14 protein-coding genes are annotated in these 17,429 nt (G+C 66.0%); 1 reads left to right on the top strand and 13 read right to left on the bottom strand.

Annotation, left to right across the window (positions count from 1 at the left end):
• Positions 1-60: 60 nt before the first annotated feature.
• The 6 genes from nahK to ACQ5BL_RS25615 form a co-directional block, all read right to left on the bottom strand.
• The gene (gene nahK / locus ACQ5BL_RS25640; RefSeq protein ID WP_243808228.1) at positions 61-2,688 is read right to left on the bottom strand and encodes a hybrid sensor histidine kinase/response regulator NahK/ErcS'; all 2,628 of its coding nucleotides are present in this window, start codon (positions 2,686-2,688) and stop codon (positions 61-63) included.
• Positions 2,618-3,775 carry a nitric oxide-sensing protein NosP gene (nosP, locus tag ACQ5BL_RS25635; RefSeq protein ID WP_207888222.1) on the bottom strand — a complete coding sequence of 386 codons (1,158 nt, stop codon included), beginning with the start codon at positions 3,773-3,775 and terminating at the stop codon, positions 2,618-2,620. The genes nahK and nosP overlap by 71 nt, the downstream gene beginning before the upstream one ends.
• Positions 3,776-4,530: 755 nt before the next feature.
• Positions 4,531-4,923, bottom strand: a complete 393-nt coding sequence (locus tag ACQ5BL_RS25630; RefSeq protein WP_243808227.1) for a hypothetical protein — start codon at positions 4,921-4,923, stop codon at positions 4,531-4,533.
• An 80-nt stretch (positions 4,924-5,003) separates the two neighbouring features.
• The gene (locus ACQ5BL_RS25625; protein WP_207887663.1) at positions 5,004-6,203 is read right to left on the bottom strand and encodes a porin; all 1,200 of its coding nucleotides are present in this window, start codon (positions 6,201-6,203) and stop codon (positions 5,004-5,006) included.
• Positions 6,204-6,483: 280 nt separating this feature from the next.
• Entirely contained in the window at positions 6,484-8,754 is a 2,271-nt protein-coding gene (pqqF, locus tag ACQ5BL_RS25620; protein WP_243808226.1) for a pyrroloquinoline quinone biosynthesis protein PqqF, read from the bottom strand.
• Positions 8,755-8,886: 132 nt separating this feature from the next.
• A complete protein-coding gene (locus tag ACQ5BL_RS25615; protein ID WP_243808225.1) occupies positions 8,887-9,813 on the bottom strand; it encodes a site-specific integrase in 927 nt (308 codons plus the stop codon).
• A 180-nt stretch (positions 9,814-9,993) separates the two neighbouring features.
• On the opposite strand from ACQ5BL_RS25615, the gene ACQ5BL_RS25610 reads away from it, so the two are divergent.
• Positions 9,994-10,965: a DNA-binding protein gene (locus tag ACQ5BL_RS25610; RefSeq protein ID WP_243808224.1), complete on the top strand. Its 972-nt coding sequence runs from the start codon at positions 9,994-9,996 to the stop codon at positions 10,963-10,965.
• 15 nt (positions 10,966-10,980) lie between these two features.
• Here the strand turns inward: ACQ5BL_RS25610 and ACQ5BL_RS25605 are convergent, their stop codons facing one another.
• The 7 genes from ACQ5BL_RS25605 to ACQ5BL_RS25575 form a co-directional block, all read right to left on the bottom strand.
• Positions 10,981-11,889: a LysR substrate-binding domain-containing protein gene (locus ACQ5BL_RS25605; protein WP_243808223.1), complete on the bottom strand. Its 909-nt coding sequence runs from the start codon at positions 11,887-11,889 to the stop codon at positions 10,981-10,983.
• Between the two features lie 200 nt (positions 11,890-12,089).
• Positions 12,090-13,514 carry an OprD family outer membrane porin gene (locus ACQ5BL_RS25600; RefSeq protein ID WP_243808222.1) on the bottom strand — a complete coding sequence of 475 codons (1,425 nt, stop codon included), beginning with the start codon at positions 13,512-13,514 and terminating at the stop codon, positions 12,090-12,092.
• 11 nt (positions 13,515-13,525) lie between these two features.
• Positions 13,526-14,467, bottom strand: a complete 942-nt coding sequence (locus tag ACQ5BL_RS25595; RefSeq protein ID WP_243808221.1) for a pirin family protein — start codon at positions 14,465-14,467, stop codon at positions 13,526-13,528.
• Positions 14,468-14,515: 48 nt separating this feature from the next.
• Positions 14,516-14,914, bottom strand: coding sequence for an OsmC family protein (locus ACQ5BL_RS25590; RefSeq protein WP_243808220.1), 399 nt, complete (start codon positions 14,912-14,914; stop codon positions 14,516-14,518).
• Between the two features lie 66 nt (positions 14,915-14,980).
• Positions 14,981-15,607 carry an isochorismate family cysteine hydrolase YcaC gene (gene ycaC / locus ACQ5BL_RS25585; protein ID WP_207887647.1) on the bottom strand — a complete coding sequence of 209 codons (627 nt, stop codon included), beginning with the start codon at positions 15,605-15,607 and terminating at the stop codon, positions 14,981-14,983.
• A 56-nt stretch (positions 15,608-15,663) separates the two neighbouring features.
• Complete coding sequence (locus tag ACQ5BL_RS25580) at positions 15,664-16,350, bottom strand: hydrolase (RefSeq protein ID WP_243808219.1); 687 nt, start codon at positions 16,348-16,350, stop codon at positions 15,664-15,666.
• A 119-nt stretch (positions 16,351-16,469) separates the two neighbouring features.
• Entirely contained in the window at positions 16,470-17,336 is an 867-nt protein-coding gene (locus ACQ5BL_RS25575) for a pirin family protein (RefSeq protein WP_243808218.1), read from the bottom strand.
• Positions 17,337-17,429: the final 93 nt, after the last annotated feature.

Here is a 17,429-nt window from a genome sequence, read left to right as displayed (position 1 = left end):
CGGGCCATGCGCGCGATCGCGGGCATGGCCCGCTCCTACAGGAGGAATGCCGCAGCCGAATCAATGAGCGCTATCGATGAGATGGCACAGCGCTGTCTTCAGCTTCATCGGCCGGACCGGCTTGTGCATCAGCGTGTGCCCCAGTTCGCGGACCTGCTGCTTCAGCTCGTTGCTGTAGTTGGCGGTGATCATCAGCGCCGGCAGCGGTGTGGCGCGGCGGGCGTTGATCGAGGCCACCGCGTCGATGCCGTTCACCCCGTCGTCCAGGTGATAGTCGACGATCAGCAGGTCGGACTCGGCATGGAAATTGTCCACCTGCCGCGCCAGGTCCTCCTCCGACAGCGCCGTGATCACCTGGCAGCCCCAGGTTTCCAGCAACGTACGCATGCCGGCGCAGATCGAGGCATCGTTATCCAGCACCCAGACCCGCGAGCCGCGCAGCCGCTCCACCAGGTCGTCGGCGGTGCGCTCCGGCTCGGGGGCAACACGGGCCACACGGCGTGCCAGCGGCACTTCGATGGCGAAGCGCGAGCCCTTGCCCGGCACCGACTCCACCTGGATACGATGGCCGAGCATGCGGGCGATCTTCTCGACGATGGCCAGACCCAGGCCGAGCCCGCGATCCTGGTGGAAGCGCTGCACGTCACCGCGCTTGAACTCCTGGAATATCTCCCCGAGCTTGTCGCCGGCAATGCCCACGCCGGTGTCCCAAACCTCGATCCACAGGCTGTGCCGACGCCGCCGGCAACCCAGCAGCACCCGCCCGGAAGGCGTGTAGCGGATCGCATTCGACAGCAGGTTGCGCAGGATCCGCGCCAGCAGCTGCAGGTCGCTGCGCACCTGGGCGCCGCAAGGTACGAAATCCAGCGCCAGCCCTTCGCTGGCCGCCACCTGGCGATACTCGGCGGCGAGGTTGCCGAGCAGCTCTCCAACGTCGAAGGACGCGATGTCCGGCTTGATCACCCCGGCGTCCAGCTTGGAGATGTCCACCAGCGTGCCGAGCAGGTTCTCCACGTCCTCCAGCGACTGGCTGATGTTGCGCACCAGCGCATCGCCGCCACGTTCCTGCAAGGCGCTGGTGAACAGCCGCGCGGCGTTCAGCGGTTGCAGCAGATCGTGGCTGACGGCGGCGAGGAACTTGGTCTTCGACAGGTTGGCCTGCTCCGCCTCGCGCTTGGCCTCGCGCAGGCGTCCCTCGACCTGGCTGCGCTCGTCGATCTCGCGCTTGAGCTGGTCGTTCAGGCTGGTCAGCTCGGCGGTCCGTTCGCGCACCCGCTGTTCCAGGTTCTGGTAGGCCTGGTGCAGCGCCTCGGCGGTACGGCGGCGCTCGGTGATGTCGCGGATCAGCACGAACAACCCGCTCACCGTGCCGTCGGCCTGGCGGTTGGGCACGTAGGAGCGCTGCATGTAGCGCTCCTGCCCGGACAGGTTGGTCTCGGCGATCTCGAAGGTGACGCTCTCGCCGGACAGCGCGCGCTCGAAGTACGGTTCCAGGCGCTGGCAGTGCTCCGCGCTGTGTACCTCGCGCAGGTTGCGCCCGAGCATCGAGCCGCTGGGCCAGCGGTACCACTCCTCGTAGACCTTGTTGGTGAAGTCGTAGTCGAGATCGGCAGTCAGGTAGGCGATCAGCGCCGGCACCTGGTCGGTGATCAGGCGGATCCAGCGCTCGCTCTCGCGCAGCGCCTCGGCGTGGCGGTAGCGCTCGGTGATGTCGGTGAAGGTGTTGACGAAGCCACCGGTGGGCAGCGCATGGGTGCGGATTTCCAGCATGCGCCCGTCGAACAGGCGTTGCTCGATCACCCCTTCCGCCTCGCCCTTGCGCGGGCGGCTGCGCGGGGTCAGCAACGGCAGTTCGCTGTCCGCCATGACCTCGGCGAAGGGCCGGTGCGCCTCGATCGGCGCCAGCCCGCAGAGTTCCAGGAAGCGCCGGTTCCACAGCTCCAGCGTGCCATCGGCGCCGACCATGGCCACGCCCTGGGACAGGTTGTCCACGGCGCGTTGCAGCAGGTGCGACTTCTGCGCCACCGCCTGCTCGCGGCGGGCCATTTCGTTCTGCTTGATCTCGGTGATGTCGCTGTAGAGCACCACCAGCCCGCCGTCGCGGGTCGGCCGCTCGGTGACGCGCACCCAGCGGTCGTTGCGCAGGCGGTAGAGGGTGTGTTCATCGTCGCTGCTGCGCTGCTCTTCGACGATCAGCCCGCTGCTCTGCGCCAGCCGGCGGACTTCGCTGAGCCGCGTTCCGGCGCCGACGCGCGCACGGGTCTGCGCCCAGAAGGCACGGAAGCGCTCGTTGTAGAGGACGATGCGCTGCTGCGGGTCGAACAGCACGAAGGCGTCGGAGATGCTCTCGATGGCGTCCAGCAGGTGCTGGTGCGCGGTCTCGGCGCGCAGGCGCGCGTCGCTGAGCAGCTGATTGCTGGATTTCAGCTCGACCATCGCCTCGCTCAGCGCATCGGTGCGCTCGCGCACCTGCTCGGCCAGCACCACCGAATGCTGGAAGGCGCCGTAGGCGTTGTCGCCGCGCGAAGTGGCGGACTCGACGCGTTCGATCAGCGCCGCGTTGATCCGCTGCAGCTTGCGATTGTCGCGCTCCAGCTCCTCGATGCGCGCGCGCAGCTCAGCGTCCGCCGTTGCCCCGGGGACGGCCAATGGCGACACCGGTGAAGGTCTGGTTGATGTGCATGCCATTGAACTGCTCTCCGTAGGTGTTGAAGCCGATCACCTGCTGGCTTCGGAGAAATTCGGCGGTGGGTTCGGTATCGCCGGCCACTTCCAGCTCCAGGCGACGCAGGAAGCAGTCGCAGCCGATGGTCAGGAGTGGCGGGCCGAGGCGTTCGTGCAGGCGCTGGAACTGCGCCTGAAGGCCTGGCAGCAGCGGGCCGGTGCGCATGGCGGTGAGGACGATGCCGTTCTCCACCGCGCAGTAGAAGGTCAGGCTGAGGTCGTCGTTGATCTGCTGGATCGAGCGCACGTAGTACTGGTCGCGCACCCGTACCGCCAGCGGATGCGCCGGGAACAGCGAGAAATCCAGCTGCTCCAGCGGCACCCCGACCAGCCGGGCGAACTCCAGCGCGGCCGGTTCGGCGTTGAGTTCCAGCACCCGGCGGCTGTCGCTGTCGGCACGGGTGACCACCAGCTTCTCCTCGCTGGGCAGTACGTGGTGGGTGGTGAACACCTCGAAATCCAGCCAGGTGTTGAACAGCACGACCACCGCTGCCCCGGTGTGGAACTGGCCCTGGTAGTAGACGTGGGTGTGGGTCAGGTGGTTGTCGTCGCCGGCCGAACCGCCGAAATGCGGAATGGCGCCGAGGGCGGCGCTGAGCGCGGCGAGCACCACTTCCTCGCGGCTGGAGAGGCCGTCGAGCAGGGTCAGGGCGAAGCTGTGGTCCTTGATCGGCGCGAGCCCGGCACTGCGGCAGTCGGCCACCAGGGATTCGACCATCTGCTGCGCGTCGATCAGGCTGAAGCGCTCCATCTCGTCCACCAGCGCGCAGGAGATGGCGAAGCTGCGCAGGTCGAAGCCGACGGCGGTGACACAGCCACGGCCATAGCCCTGCGGGGTGATTTCCCCGGCGGTGGTGCAGCCGGCCAGGTCGATGCCGCCGAAGTATTGCTCCAGCGCGGCGGCCAGCGCCGGCAGGTCGTACTCGGCGGAGCAGAAGAACAGCACGAAGCCGAGATTGGGGTGCAGCAGCTGGCGCGCCAGGTCCTGGGCGACTTCCTCGGCGTCGCGGGCGCTGGACGTGCCGCGAACGACTCCTTGTGTTTCGTGCATGGCGGGCGCCTGGTCAGGATATCGACGTTGGCATTCTACGAAGGGGCTGGCGCGGGCCCCATGCTACTTGGGTCTTGGCGGGGTTATCCGAAAGTAGCGGGATATCTTGCAGGAGCGGAGCTTCTCCTCGATCCGCCGGCAAGGCCGGCGTCAGTCGGGTTCGCGAGCAAGCTCGCTCCTACGGACTGGCCACACACATCGGAATCAATCTGTCAGCGCTGCTTCCGCCGCGATGGATTTCGCGGACAAGGTCCGCTTACGTTGTTTTCTGGGTCCCCGCGTTCGCGGGGATAACGCAGGGGAACGCGAATCACCCCCCGTCACTCCCGCGAACGCGGGAGCCCAAAAGACAGTTGCTCCTACGAAAGCGCATCATGCCCTTTGCTCTGGCTTTGGCTCTTGATGACTTCCAGAAAAACCTCCGCGCACTCCGAGCGCCCCTTCAGGAGGCCGAGTGGAATCGGAGTTTCAGGGGTTGAGCGGCATGGATGCCGCGAGAGCGTCGTCGGGCCAGGGATGGCCCGTCGACGCGGGCCCCTGAAACTTCGATGGAGCGAGGGGAGTCCCGCGAAGCGGGACCCGGATGATGGGGCAAGACCTTTTGGTTCCTTTTGTGTCGTTTGACAAAAGGGACTCGCCCGAGGGGGCGAAACAAAAAGTCCCAGCGCACGCCGAAGCGGCGCAGAAACACCCAAACGAAAAGCATCGCGGACGGAGTCCGCTCCTACGAGAGCTGATACGCCATCAGGTCCGCATCAGGTAACCGGCCAGAACAGCAACGTCAGCACCAGCATCCCCACATAAAACCCGGTCTCCACCGTCTCCGTCCATGGCTGAACCCGCCGCAGCGCCCCGTAGACATGGACGACCACCATGAACCCCGCCACCGCCGCCAGCACCTCGAAGGTCGTCACCAGCGCCTCTCCCGTCAGCGCCGCACGCAGCATCAGCCCCTCGACGATCAGAATGAACGCCCCCAGGCAGCGCCCGAAATACACCGCCAGATCAGTCTGCTCCGGCAACGTCCAGCGCATCACCCGCGCCCACAGCAGCGGCACCAGGAAGATGGGCAAGGCAAATACCAGGGTGGTGGCGATGGATAGAACCACCAGGTACGTCTGCGCGTGTGCGCTCCACAATCCGAACATGACAATCCGTCCTTGAGATAAAAAAAGCGGGCAACCCGAAGGTCAGCCCGCCGAAATGGAGCCAAAGGAGTCTTGGAGAATTACCAGTTGAGCACCGCTCCCACGGCGAGCGTGTCGGTGTCTTCGCTGACGGTCGAACCCTTGCGCCCGTCGATCTCGTACACGTTGTACTCGGCCACCAGCTTCAGGTTGTCGTTGATGGTGCGGAAGTAGGCAATGCCCTTGGTCGAGTAGTCGGCGGCAGTGCCCAGGCCGTTGCCGTCGTCGCGGGTTTCGCCGTAGGACAGCGCCATGCGGTTCTTGCCCCAGGTGTAGGAGCCCTGCAGCAGCATGCCGTTGCTGTCCACTTCGCGCAGCGCAGCTTCGCCGGCGTTGTTGGTGAAGAAGGGGTTGATGCCCTTGGCGGTGAAGCCCGAGCCGGTCAGCGAAATGCCGCCCATCTTCGCCTGGATGCCGTAACCCAGGCCCTTGGAGGTCACGTCGTCGACTTCGTCGTTGGTGTTCTTCGAGGTCTGGTAGGCGCCGTTGACCCAGCTGTAGATCTGCGCGCCGGCCAGGTCGAACTGGTAGCTGACCTCGCTCTCGTAGCGCGGGTTGTCCTGGTAGGCCTTGTCGTCGAGGCCGTCGCTGGCGTCCTTGTCGATCTGGTTGGTGTCGATCGGGTCCATGATACCGACCGCCACGCGCAGGCCTTCCACCAGGTTGTTGTTGCGGTAGGTGATCTGCGAGGTCGGGAACGGGTACGGGTAGCCGGTGCCGATGTTGCCGAAGGACACGCCCTTGCCGTCCACCAGGCCCAGGGTGTCGCTGGCGTTGCCGAAGCCGGCGAGGAGTTCGTCGAGGAAGATGTTGGAGCGCGAGAACAGGCCGAAGTCCTTGCCGATCAGCACCTCGCCCCAGTCGCCGGCGACGTTGCCGTAGAACTGGCGGACATCGATGGCGGTGCTGGTGCCGTCCTGCTCGCTGTCGTTGATGGTCACCCAGAACGAGGAACGCCCGGTGAGGGTCAGGTCGTTGACCTGCTTGCCGAAGGTGAAACCGATGTAGTTGGGCAGAAAGCCCATCTTCACCCGCGACTGGCGACGGTCGTAGGTTTCGCCGTTCCGGTCCACGTCGCTGTTGACGTAGAAGGTATTGAAGTAGCCGTCGGTGGAGAAAGTGGTTTCGTCCTTGTCGTACAGCTTGATGTCGGCGACGGCCGCCTGCAGGAAACCCAGCGCCCCAAGGGAAACCAGGGACAGGGGCAGGATACGGCGAATGGCGGTGTTGTTCTTGTTCATGACGCTCTCCGCGTGGATGTAACGACTGCGGTTCAGTCGTGGCGGAAGCGATTATCGAAACGGGGCGACAGCGGCCATACGCTGCATTGGGCGCGTTTTGCCGCTGCCTTGGCCGGGGCGCGGGGCCTGCTGCGCAAGGCCATGGCCCGTCCCCGACGCTGGGACGGGCACCATGGTCGAGACGGTATTGCCACCTAGGGAGCAGTCCTTGCGGCGCCGGACAAAAGTCGCAGGAAAGCCTCCAGGGCGACAGGCCCCGGAAGCGGCGTAAGGAAGGATTTCAGGCGCGGTTGGCGAGCAGCCACCAGCCGCCGTTGGCTGCGAGCAGCTCGGCGTGGGCGGCCTTGAGGTCGGCGCGGGTCAGGTGGCGGGTGCAGTCGATCAGGCGTTCGTGGTGGTCGTCCGTGACGCCGGCCAGGCGGTCCTGCCAGGCATCCCTGGGGCCGGCCAGGTGGCTGGCCAGGTCGTGCAGCTGTTGTTCGGTCATCACGTCCAGGGCGGCGCCGTCGAGGAAGTCCTGCAGATGACGCAGTAGCTCGTCAGGCCCGGCGTGGGGCGATTGCACCGCGAACAGCAGGCCGCGCCAGCCGCCGACCTGGCGGAAGCCGCAGTACAACGCATAGCCCAGGTTCAGTTGGCCGCGCAGGCGCTGGTGAAAGCCGGGCTCCAGCGCCCGTGCGAGCAGCCGCCAGCGGGCCTCGCAGGCCGCATCCCGATCGGGCAAGGGGCAGAACAGCGCCAGCGCCGCCTCCCCTTCGGCCGCCCAGCGCTGCCAGTGACGTCCGCCGGGCAGCACCGGCAAGGGAAGCGGTATGGTGGCACGCACACCGGGGATATGGACGTTTGCCGGAAGCGCCGCCCCTTGTTCCAGCAGGTCCCAGCGCGCGGTCGCCCAGTCTGGAGCGGCCATGGCGCTCCCTGCCAGGACGGAGGGCAAGGCGGCGAGCAACTGGCGGATGGGCAGGTCCGCCGTCTGGCGGTCGCGCTCGCGCCGCAGCAGACGCTCGCCTTGCTCCAGTACCGAGGGTGACGGCTGTTGCAGTGCCTTCAGCGCATCGGTCAGGGGCGCTTCCAGACGGTCGCGCGGCCCGCTCACCGACAACGCCCAGTCAGGGCCCTCCTCCTCCAGTTTCAGTGTCACGCCGCCGGATCGCGCCTGGCCGCCGATGGGGCGCAAGGCCAGGCGCAGGGCGAGGAAATGGCTGCGGCACGGACGCTCCGCAAAACGCCAGCGCAGGTGCAGCGCCCCCGCCTCAGCCGTGCTGGCTGGCAAGGGCGCGGTGAAGGTCCAGGGCTGTGGATGCAGATCGCAGGTGGGCAGCGCGGGTCGATCGAGCCGCAGCGGGAAGCCTGCCGTCTCGACTGCCTTGCCCTGGACATCCGGTGCGACCAGCATGAGGACCCTGGGTGCCCGGCCGAGGCTCTCCAGCCAATCGCCAGCCGGAGCAGCGGGCAGCCCCCGTATGCGCAAACGCAATTGCTCCAGCGCTGGCAGTTGCTCGAAGTCTCCCAGGCTGGTCTGTATCACCTCGCTGGCGCATTCGCCCAAGGCACCTAGCCAGTCGAGAAACGCGGCTTCCACGACTGCGGCGGCGCTGACCTGCGCCAACTCGAATGTCACCGCCAGCAGGGCCTGCCCCTGGGCGTGATAGACAACACGCAGGGCGGCGTCATCCGCCAGCCCGCGCTCGCCCAGCCAGGCCAGCAGACCGCCGGAAGACTCGTCGCGAAGGCGCTCGCCCAGACTCTCCACGGCCTGCTCGGCGGACGCGTCCAGCCCGTCGAGGGCGAATGCCAGCACCAGTCTCGGTACTCCGGGGAGCCGCAGGGCCAGGGCGTCCTGCGCCCAGGGCAACAGCGGAGGCGCTGAGCTTCGGGGGCACGAGGGCTGTGCCGGCCAGTCCGAGCAGCTGTGTTCCGCCAAACCCTGCAGTTCATCCAGCGGTTGCGGGCCCAGCAGCCAGAGTTCCAGGTTGCCGGGGTGATAATGCGCTCGATGATAGGCGGCCAGGGCATGCTGGAAAGTCGCGCTTTCCACCGGCAGGCTGGCACGCCGGCCCGCCACGAAACGGCGCAGCGGGTGATCCAGGGCCACGGCAGCCGCCAGGGCCGCATCGATCAGCGTGTCGGCATCCGCCGAGCGCGCGATGTATTCGGCCTCCAGCACTTCGCGCTCGCTCAATTGCGCGGAGGGGTCGAGCAGCGGCCGGGCCAGCATGTCCACCAGGCGCAGCAGGCCGTCACCCAGGTCTGCGGCCGCCACCTCGAAGAAGAAGTCGGTCGTACGCGCCTGGGTACTGGCATTCAGGCGGCCGCCGTGCCCCTGCACCCAGGGCATCAGCCGCTGCTGCGCGCGATGGCCGGCGCTATCGAGAAACAGCAGATGCTCGAGGAAATGCGCGAGCCCCGGAAAGTCCGCCGGCTCGTCGTGGCTCCCCGCCGCGACCCGGACCAGCGCCGCGGCCCTCGACGACTCCGGCGCATGGACGAGCACGACGCGCAGGCCGTTGGGCAGGCACAGCTCTCGTATCCGGGCAGAAGGGGTTGCCATTGCGTGGATCGGCTCCAGTGGCGGTCAGACTTCCAGATACCTTAGCGGCATCGCAGGGGAAGCAAAATACTCCGTTAGGCAGGCTCCAAGCCGCTCGATTTCTTCATCTGCCCCCAGAACAAAGCAGGCGGTCTAGGTAATGGCGAACTGACCGGGAAACGAACCTGCCGGATCGACATAGCGCAAGGCCGACTTCGGGTCCCGCCAGCCCACATAACTCATCAGGGTCTTCTGATCCCAACCGCTGCGCGTCGCCCAGGTCGCAAAGCCGCGCCGCAGCGAGTGGCTGCTGTAACGCTCCGCAGACAGGCCGCATTCACTCAAGGCGGCGCGCAGGATCGGAATGACGCTGTTGGGATGCAACTGGGCATCGCCCGCGTGTCCCCAGCGGTCGATACCCCGAAAAACCGGCCCTTGCCGTTGGCCAAGCTCGGCCATCCAGTCCAGATATGCCTGCACTGGGCACAAACGGGCCAATGCCGGCGCATGGAAGGTCTGGCCAAGGTTTTCCCGGTCGCTCTTGCTCCATGGCAGGAAGATCGTCATGCCTTTGCCTGGCGTTACCTCGATGTGCTCGATGCGCAACCGGCAAAGCTCTTCGCTGCGGAACGCTCGCCAGAACCCCATGAGGATCAGCGCCCGGTCGCGCAGGCAGCGGCGGCGCCGTGGCGCGTCTCCGGCCTGGTGAGCTGACAGGGCCGCCTCCTCCAGGTGCCGGACGCACAGTTCCAGCTCCTGGAGCTGCATGGGGTACGCCTGCTTCTCCGGCCTGGGGTGCAGCACGCGAATGCCCTTGAGCACCTTGCGCACCACCGGCGCCTTGGTCGGATCCGGGAAGCCCTGGCTGAGATGCCACTGCGCAAGCGCCGCCAGCCGGGTCTTCAGCGTATTGGCGCTGAGCACGCCGGCATGGTCGGCCAGGTAGCGGGCGATGGTCTCGCTGGTGGTGGGCAGGAAACCGCCCCAAGCGACCTCGAAGTGCTCGATGGCGGCCTGGTAGCTGCGCCGCGTATTGCTGCGCGTCGCAGCTTCTATATAGCGCTCCAGATTCCGGGGCATCGCCACCCTCCTCCTTTCCTGTATCGGCCTTCAGCGTCGTTTACGCCCAGCCTTGGCCATCACACGTGATAATTCGTGATTATCCATCCTCAACTTGTTCAGAACAAATATTGATTATTTTTGTTAAGATGCTACGTACTTACATATTACATACCACATTACGAAATCGTCGGAGACCCCATGGCACGCGGCGGAATCAACAAGGCCCTGGTACAGAAAGCACGCTCAGCCATACTGGCGCGTGGGGAAAATCCGAGCATCGATGCCTTGCGTGTCGAGCTGGGCAATACCGGCTCGAAGTCCACGATCCATCGCTATCTGAAGGAAATCGAGGCGGAACAGGCGCCTCGCGCCGGGCAGCCACGCTCACTCAGCGACAACCTGAGCGAACTGGTGGAGCAATTAGCGGGGCAGTTGCAGCAGGAAGCCCGGCAGTCCGTGGCGGAAGATCGAGCCGCCCTCTCCCGCGAGCGCCTGGACTACCAGCAGCAGGTGCGCAACGCCCAGGCGCAGATCGAGCTGTTGAAAGGCTCCATGCAAACCCTGGAGGCCCAGCTGCAGGAAGCTCGCACCCAGCTCCAGGCAGCCCAGGAGCAGAAGCACCAGGCGGACCTGGCGAACGCCCGGCTACGCCAGCTGGGCAGCGACCTGGAAACCCGCCTGCGCGAGCGGGATGCGCAGATTCTCTCGCTGGAGGAGAAACACAACCATGCGCGCCTGGCGCTGGACCACTTCCGCCAGGCGGCCAAGGAGCAGCGCGAGCAGGAGCAGCGGCAACACGAAGGTCAGGTCCAGCAGCTGGGTGTGGAGCTTCGGCAATTGCAGCAGTCGATGATCGTGCGCCAGGACCAGCTCACCCAGCTCAACCGCGACAACGAACGTCTGCTCACCGAGGCGCGGCTACTGCGTAATGAACAGGAGGCGAAGCACCAGCAGCTCATGCGGGAAACCCTCGCCAGCGAAGTGCTCCGGCAGGACAAGGCGCGGCTGGATGGACAGCGCATCGAGATCGAGGAGCGCAACCAGGAACTGACCGATGAGCTTCGCCTGTCCCAGCTGCTGGTGAGAGAGCAGGCCATCCGGATTGCCGCACTCGAAGAGCAGCTGCAGCAGGCAGCCCTGCGCGAGGAGGATGCTGCAGCGTCCGAGTGAAGCTGGCGGCGCTTCTCAGGAAGCCAGCGACTCCCGCTCGAACGCCTCGGCAAGAAAGTCGATCAGCTTGCGCACGGCGGGCATCAGGCCGCGTCGGGAGGGAAAGATTGCGACCACATCGCCCATCTTCGGCGTCCAGTCGTCCAGTACGTTGACCAGCCGGCCGCTGGCCAGGTCGTCGATCACCACTTCCTCCGGGAGAAGCACCACCCCTCCCCCCGCCAGCGCCCCCTGGAGCAATACGGAAACGTCGTCGGAAACGATGCGTGGGCGCAGGTGGATGGAGGCCGAGGCGCCGTTCGGCCCGTCCAGCTCCCACACATAGTCCTGCACGTTCGGCCCCCAGCAGAGGCTGGGCAGCTCGACCAGGTCTGCCGGCCCCAGCGCGCCCTCTGTGCGGGACAGCACGGCGGGCGCTGCCACCAGGCAGAAGCGGCTCTGCGCCAGTTTGCGCATGATCAGCTCGCTGCTTTCCAGTGGCTGGTGACGGACGCTCAGGACCAGGTCGAAGCCTTCGCTGATGACGTCGACGCGACGGTTGAAGCTCTTCACCAGCAGCTCCACCACCGGGCATTCGGCCATGAACCGCGCCAACAGGGCGGCAACCCGCGCGTCCAGCAGCGCGGTCGTGCAGGCCACCCGGACCATGCCACGCGGTTCGGCGCGACTGCGCTCGATGGTGTCCTCGGCGGCGAGGGCCTGTTCCATCATCGCCACACAGTGCTGGTAGTACTCCTGACCGATTTCGGTGACCGCGAAATGCCGCGTCGAGCGCTGGATAAGGCGCACGCCCAGGCGCTCTTCCAACCTGGAAACCCGGCGGCTCAGGCGCGACTTGGGCAGCCCCAGCATGCGGCCGGCGGGTGCGAAGCCGCCGTGTTCCACCACCTTGGCAAAGAGGAACAGGTCGTTCAGATCAAACATGGACAACGGACACCCACACCATATCGAATCGACTCATGAACGCTGACGCCCATCCTCGGGACGGGAGCAACAGGGGCCCGCCGAGCCGGGGTGGCCCGGGGAGCTGTCTAAGTGGAAACCGGCCTGCAAGAACCGCTCGGCTAAACGCCGCGAAGGCCCTGCACGCCAGGGTTATCGGGGCTCCAGGATTGAAACCAGCCTCAAAACAGGCTGACCGGATAATCGACGATCAGGCGGTACTCATCGGCGCTGGAGTTGCCCCGCGTGTTGCCCGGTGCGGTATAGCCGTCGCCCTCGCGGTGGGCGGCCCAGCGCACGGTCAGCGTCAGGTCCTTGGCCGGCCCGGAAGGCACCAGGTACTTGAAGGCGAGGTCGCGCTCCCAGTGCTTGGCGTTCTTGCCGTCCGGGTTGTAGATGTAGCCGTAGCCGGCGCTGTTGGGATCGACCCGGGTCAGGTCCGCTTCACCCTGCGTATAGGCGGCGATGAACTGCAGCGTCGGTGCGCCCAAGAAGCTCAGCGGCGTTTCGTACTGCAGCCGCCAGGACTTTTCCCCCGGCCCGTTGAAGTCGGCGAACTGCTGGGAGTTGCTCAGGTAGAGGAATATCCGGTCATTCTGCGTCATGTAATCGAAAGGCGTCCGCCCATCGACCTTCTGCAAGCCAAGGGTCACGGTCTGCCCGTAGGCCGTTGCGGCGAGCCCGGCGCTATAGGTGTCGTTGTCGATCTGCCCCAGTTGGCTGCGGCCTTCGTCACGGGTCTTGAAATAATGCAGGTAGGGCTTGAGCACCAGCGTGTCGCTCACCGGGATGGCATCGGTAATGCCCAGGTAGTACTGATTCCAGATGTCCGCGAGCTGGCCGCCATAGGCCGTCAGTTGCACGCCCCACGGGCCACTGTAGATGGCGCCTGCCCAGCCCAGATGGGGGCTCTCCCGGTCGGCCGGCACGCCGGCCTTGTTGCGCGCGCCGTAGGCGGTGACCAGGTGGCTGTAGCCGCTCTGGTTGCGCAGGCGCGTGGACTCGACGAAGCCGCCATCCACCCAGAGGTCCTGCAGGCCATGGTTCTTCAGCGTGATGCCGCGATAAGCCTGCGGGAACAGGCGGCTCGTGCCGCTGGCCACCAGCGGGTTTTCCACCAGTTGATCCCCCGCCTTGACCAGGGTTTCGAGGTAGCGGAGCTTGAGCGCGGCTCCCGCGCTGGAAAACGCGTCGTCGGGCTTGCGCTGCGAGTCCAGCGGCAGCAGGCCGGCGCCGCCGCTGCCACCGCCGCCATCCAGCTTGAGCCCCAGGAAAGCGTGGGCATCGATCCCTACCCCGATCGGCGTGTCGGTGAAGCCGGAGCGGAACGACAGCAGGAAGCCTTGTGCCCACTCGGTGGGATCACGCCTGACCAGGTCGGAATGATTGTCGCGCTGGAGGTAGTAGTTCCGCACCAGTCCGTCCAGCCGCGAGCCTTCCACCAGCCCGGGCGGAATGGCCAGCTCGACGGCCTGCCGGTCGTTGACGCCGGTGAAGATGTTGTCCTTCTGCCCCAGGGAGTTGTCGGCCTGGACGGGCAACGCCAGGAACAGGCCGATCCCCAATGGGCACAACAGCCAGCGTCGCTCGACGCCCCGGCTCTTCATCGTCGTCATCCTCAGGCGCGCCAGGGCAGCGGCGGCGCAACCAGGCGCGGTCCGTCGAACCCCGTCACCTCGCCGAAGCGGGCACCACCCTCCTCCCATTCGCGCTGCGCCTGGGCGATTTCCGCCTTGCTGTGGCCGACGAAGTTCCACCAGAGGAAAATCTCCTCGGCGAAAGGCTCGCCACCCAGCAGAACGGCGCGGGCGCCCGCCGAGGCCTCCAGTTCAAGCGACGCCAGGCCGCGCCCCAGGTAGGCGAATTCGTTCGGACCGAAGACCTCGCCGTTGATGCTCCACTCGCCGGTCAATGGCAGCACGCCGTATTCATGGCCCTGCTCAAGGGCCAGACGGGTACCTGTCGCATCCTTCGCGGCCAGGTCGAGCCCCACCAGCGGCGAGAAGGTGTGGGCGGGCGCGGTGTATTGCCCGAAGCTCCCGGCCAGCAGCGTCACCTCGAAGTCGTCCGCCTGCCATCGGGGCAGTTCGGCGTAGTGATCGAACATCGGCGGGCGGTCCCGCTCGGCGGCCGGCAGGGCGATCCACAACTGCACCGCATGCAGCTGCGCCTCGCCGGACAGGGATTCCTCGGTGTGAGTGATGCCGTGGCCGGCAGTCATCAGGTTCACCTGGCCCGGACGGATCACCTGGACATGGCCCAGGCTGTCGCGGTGCAGCACTTCGCCGGCGATCATCCAGGTGAAGGTCTGCAGGCCGATATGCGGATGCGGCCCGACGCGCAGACCGTTCCCGGACGTGAAGGTCGCCGGCCCGGCATGATCCAGGAAGCACCAGGCCCCGACCATACGCCGTTGCCTTGAAGGCAGCAGCCGGTTGACGGGAATGCCGCCGCCGACCTCGGCACTGCGTGAAGCCACCCGCTGGATGGCCCGCACGCCGTTGTTCAGCGGGCAGTCGGAGGAATGCGACAGCTCGCATTGGGTTTCGTGTGTACTCATCTTCAGACCTCCCCAGCCACCGGGATACTCACGACGGCTGCACGGACCTCACTCCACCAGCTTGCTGGTGATGAGGATTTCCCCGCTCAGCACCTTGTGGATCGGGCAGGCATTGGCGATCTCCAGCAGGCGTGTGCGCTGCTCGTCGGTCAGCGCCCCGGACAGGTGAATATCGCGGCCAATTTCCGTCTGCCCTGGCCGCTCCTGTACAACACGCAGGTCCACGTCGACGGACTCCAGCGGCATGCCCTTGCGCTGTGCGTACATGGCCACCGTGATGGCCGTGCAGGCACCCAGCGCGGACAGCAGGAGCTGGTGCGGCGTCGGCCCGGTGTCGCCACCACCCAGCGCTGCGGGTACATCGCCGAGCCACTCGTGCCGGCCATCGCTCAACTTCACCTGGAACGCGGTGCCGGCATAGACCGCGCGGACTGTCGGTTCTGCCATGGGAACTCCCCGAATTCGATGGTCGGACGGGGAACCATGCCTCCGGGCATGGCTCCCCGCAGCGGATCACTTGGCCGCGGTCAGCAGGCTGTAGCTGGTGATCAGGTTGCGATAATCCGGGATGTGCGCGGAGAACAGCGCCGCCAGCCCTTCGATGTCGTTGCGCCAGTCGCGGTGCAGCTCACAGGCTACGCCGAACCAGGTCATCAGCTGTGCGCCGGCGGCCTCCATGCGGCGCCAGGCGGCATCGCGGGTCACCTCGTTGAAGGTACCGGAAGCATCCGCCACCACGAACACATCGAAGTCTTCCGCCAGCGCCGACAGCGCCGGGAAGGCCACGCAGACCTCGGTCACCACGCCGGCGAGGATCAGCTGCTTCTTGCCGGTGGCCTTGACCGCCTTGACGAAGTCCTCGTTGTCCCAGGCGTTGATGTTGCCGGGACGAGCGATGTACGGCGCGTCCGGGAACATTTCCTTGAGCTCCGGCACCAGCGGGCCGTTGGGGCCGTTCTCGAAGCTGGTGGTGAGGATGGTCGGCAGCTTGAAGTACTTGGCCAGGTCGGCCAGGGCCAGGACGTTGTTCTTGAACTTGTCCGGCTCGATGTCGCGAACCAGCGAAAGCAGACCTGTCTGGTGATCGACCAGCAATACGGCGGCCTGGGTCTTGTCGAGACGGACGTAGGGCTTGCTCATGGCGTTTCCTCGCTCTCAGGTTGGATGTCCGGTGTGGTTCACCGGACAAGGGGATTTCAGCGTTGCGAGTCCAGCACCTCGTGGTTGGCCACCACCTGCTGGGCCTTGGTGTAGCTCTCGATCAGCAATTGGTAGTGCGGGAACACGGCGCTGTAAGCCTCCGCCCACTGGGCGGCATCCGCGCGGTTCCAGGTCTGCTGGACTTCGGAACACACTGCCGCGGTGTCCATCGGCACCACGCCGGCCTGTACCACGCGGGCCAGGGTGATTTCCTGGGCCATCTTCGAATAGGTACCGGACGCGTCGATCACGGCGAATACCTGATAACCGGCGTTGACCGCACTGATGCTGGGGAAGGCCATGCACACGCTGGTGATGGTGCCGGCGATGATCAGCTGCTTGCGGCCGGTCTTCTCCACCGCGGCGACGAAGTCCGCGTTGTCCCAGGCGTTGATCTCGCCCTTGCGCGCCACGTACTGGGCATGCGGCGCGGCTTCGTGGATTTCCGGGATCAGCGGGCCGTTCGGCCCCTGCGGCACCGAGGCGGTGGTAATGACCGGGATCTTCGCCAGCGTGGCGATCTTCGCCAGGGTGATGGCGTTGGCGCGCAGCGTGGTCATCGGCATGTCCTTGACCGTCTGGAACAGACCGCTCTGATGGTCAATCAACAGCATCGCTGCGTTATTCGGATCGATCTTCGGGATTTGACCGTTGAAGTTCGCGACCTGTGCAAAGTTGCTCATAGTCCTCTCCTCTTTCTCGGGATCAGGGCCATCCTGGCCCTGGCGGCTGAACCGCGGGCCCCACATTCTTTTGCAGGGATTTAACAGGTTAGATTCGCGCCCAACCGACACCGTGACCGTCAGTCGTTCAATCGCCCGAACCGCCCGCTTTCGAAGTCCTGAATGGCCTGGCCGATCTCTGCGTCGCTGTTCATCACAAAGGGGCCGTAGCCGACGATCGGCTCGTCAATGGGTTCGCCCGCCAGCAGCAGTACGTGCGCCTCGCCGTTCGCCTCCAGCACCACCTCTTCGCCGGCGCGGTCGAACAACACAGTCTGCGCCTCCCGCACCACCTCGCTGCCGTTCACCAGCACGGTGCCGTGCAGCACTACCAGAGCGGCGGTGTGGCCAGCGACCAACGGCAGGCCGAGCGGAATACCCGGCTTGATCCGCAGGTCCCAGACATCGATCGGCGTGAAAGTCTGCGCAGCGCCCTGCCGCCCGCCGAACTGCCCGGCGATCAGGCGCAGCGTGCCGGCCCCATCGGCCAGCTCGATGCTCGGAATGGTGCTGTCCAGGAGCGTCTGATAACGCGGCGGCGCCATCTTGTCGCGAGCCGGCAGGTTGACCCACAGCTGCACCATTTCCAGGCTACCGCCGCTGCGGGCGAAGGCTGCGGAGTGGAACTCCTCGTGAAGAATCCCCGAGGCCGCCGTCATCCACTGCACGTCGCCGGGGCCGATGCGCCCGCCGGCTCCGGTGGAGTCGCGGTGCTCCAGTTCGCCCTGGTAGACGATGGTCACCGTCTCGAAACCGCGATGGGGATGCTGCCCCACGCCCCGGCGAGCGGTGGTCGGCGGGAAGTCCTGCGGGCCGGCGAAGTCGAGCAGCAGGAAGGGACTGACGTGCTTACCCAGGCTGTCGTAGGAAAACAGCGTACGGACCGGAAATCCGTCACCCACCCAATGGGGCCTGGGGCTGGAATAGACACCGAGAATCTTCTTCATTGCGCACCTCCCGCAATCACTGTCGATAACGGTAGTGCCGCAACGCTGCTCCCGGTAGAGCCATGAAGTGGCCCTCAGCGTTCTATTCCTGGA

Origin of the sequence: Pseudomonas sp. B1-22 (assembly GCF_050474425.1) — a bacterium.
Lineage (GTDB): Bacteria > Pseudomonadota > Gammaproteobacteria > Pseudomonadales > Pseudomonadaceae > Pseudomonas.
The sequence above is the reverse complement of the archived record's forward strand: the minus strand, read 5'-3'. Positions and strand labels throughout refer to the sequence as shown.

Coding starts and splice junctions, on each gene's coding strand:
- nahK (WP_243808228.1), bottom strand. CDS start 2,688: ATGGCATGCACATCAACCAGACCTTCACCGGTGTCGCCATTGGCCGTC.
- nosP (WP_207888222.1), bottom strand. CDS start 3,775: ATGCACGAAACACAAGGAGTCGTTCGCGGCACGTCCAGCGCCCGCGAC.
- ACQ5BL_RS25630 (WP_243808227.1), bottom strand. CDS start 4,923: ATGTTCGGATTGTGGAGCGCACACGCGCAGACGTACCTGGTGGTTCTA.
- ACQ5BL_RS25625 (WP_207887663.1), bottom strand. CDS start 6,203: ATGAACAAGAACAACACCGCCATTCGCCGTATCCTGCCCCTGTCCCTG.
- pqqF (WP_243808226.1), bottom strand. CDS start 8,754: ATGGCAACCCCTTCTGCCCGGATACGAGAGCTGTGCCTGCCCAACGGC.
- ACQ5BL_RS25615 (WP_243808225.1), bottom strand. CDS start 9,813: ATGCCCCGGAATCTGGAGCGCTATATAGAAGCTGCGACGCGCAGCAAT.
- ACQ5BL_RS25610 (WP_243808224.1), top strand. CDS start 9,994: ATGGCACGCGGCGGAATCAACAAGGCCCTGGTACAGAAAGCACGCTCA.
- ACQ5BL_RS25605 (WP_243808223.1), bottom strand. CDS start 11,889: ATGTTTGATCTGAACGACCTGTTCCTCTTTGCCAAGGTGGTGGAACAC.
- ACQ5BL_RS25600 (WP_243808222.1), bottom strand. CDS start 13,514: ATGAAGAGCCGGGGCGTCGAGCGACGCTGGCTGTTGTGCCCATTGGGG.
- ACQ5BL_RS25595 (WP_243808221.1), bottom strand. CDS start 14,467: ATGAGTACACACGAAACCCAATGCGAGCTGTCGCATTCCTCCGACTGC.
- ACQ5BL_RS25590 (WP_243808220.1), bottom strand. CDS start 14,914: ATGGCAGAACCGACAGTCCGCGCGGTCTATGCCGGCACCGCGTTCCAG.
- ycaC (WP_207887647.1), bottom strand. CDS start 15,607: ATGAGCAAGCCCTACGTCCGTCTCGACAAGACCCAGGCCGCCGTATTG.
- ACQ5BL_RS25580 (WP_243808219.1), bottom strand. CDS start 16,350: ATGAGCAACTTTGCACAGGTCGCGAACTTCAACGGTCAAATCCCGAAG.
- ACQ5BL_RS25575 (WP_243808218.1), bottom strand. CDS start 17,336: ATGAAGAAGATTCTCGGTGTCTATTCCAGCCCCAGGCCCCATTGGGTG.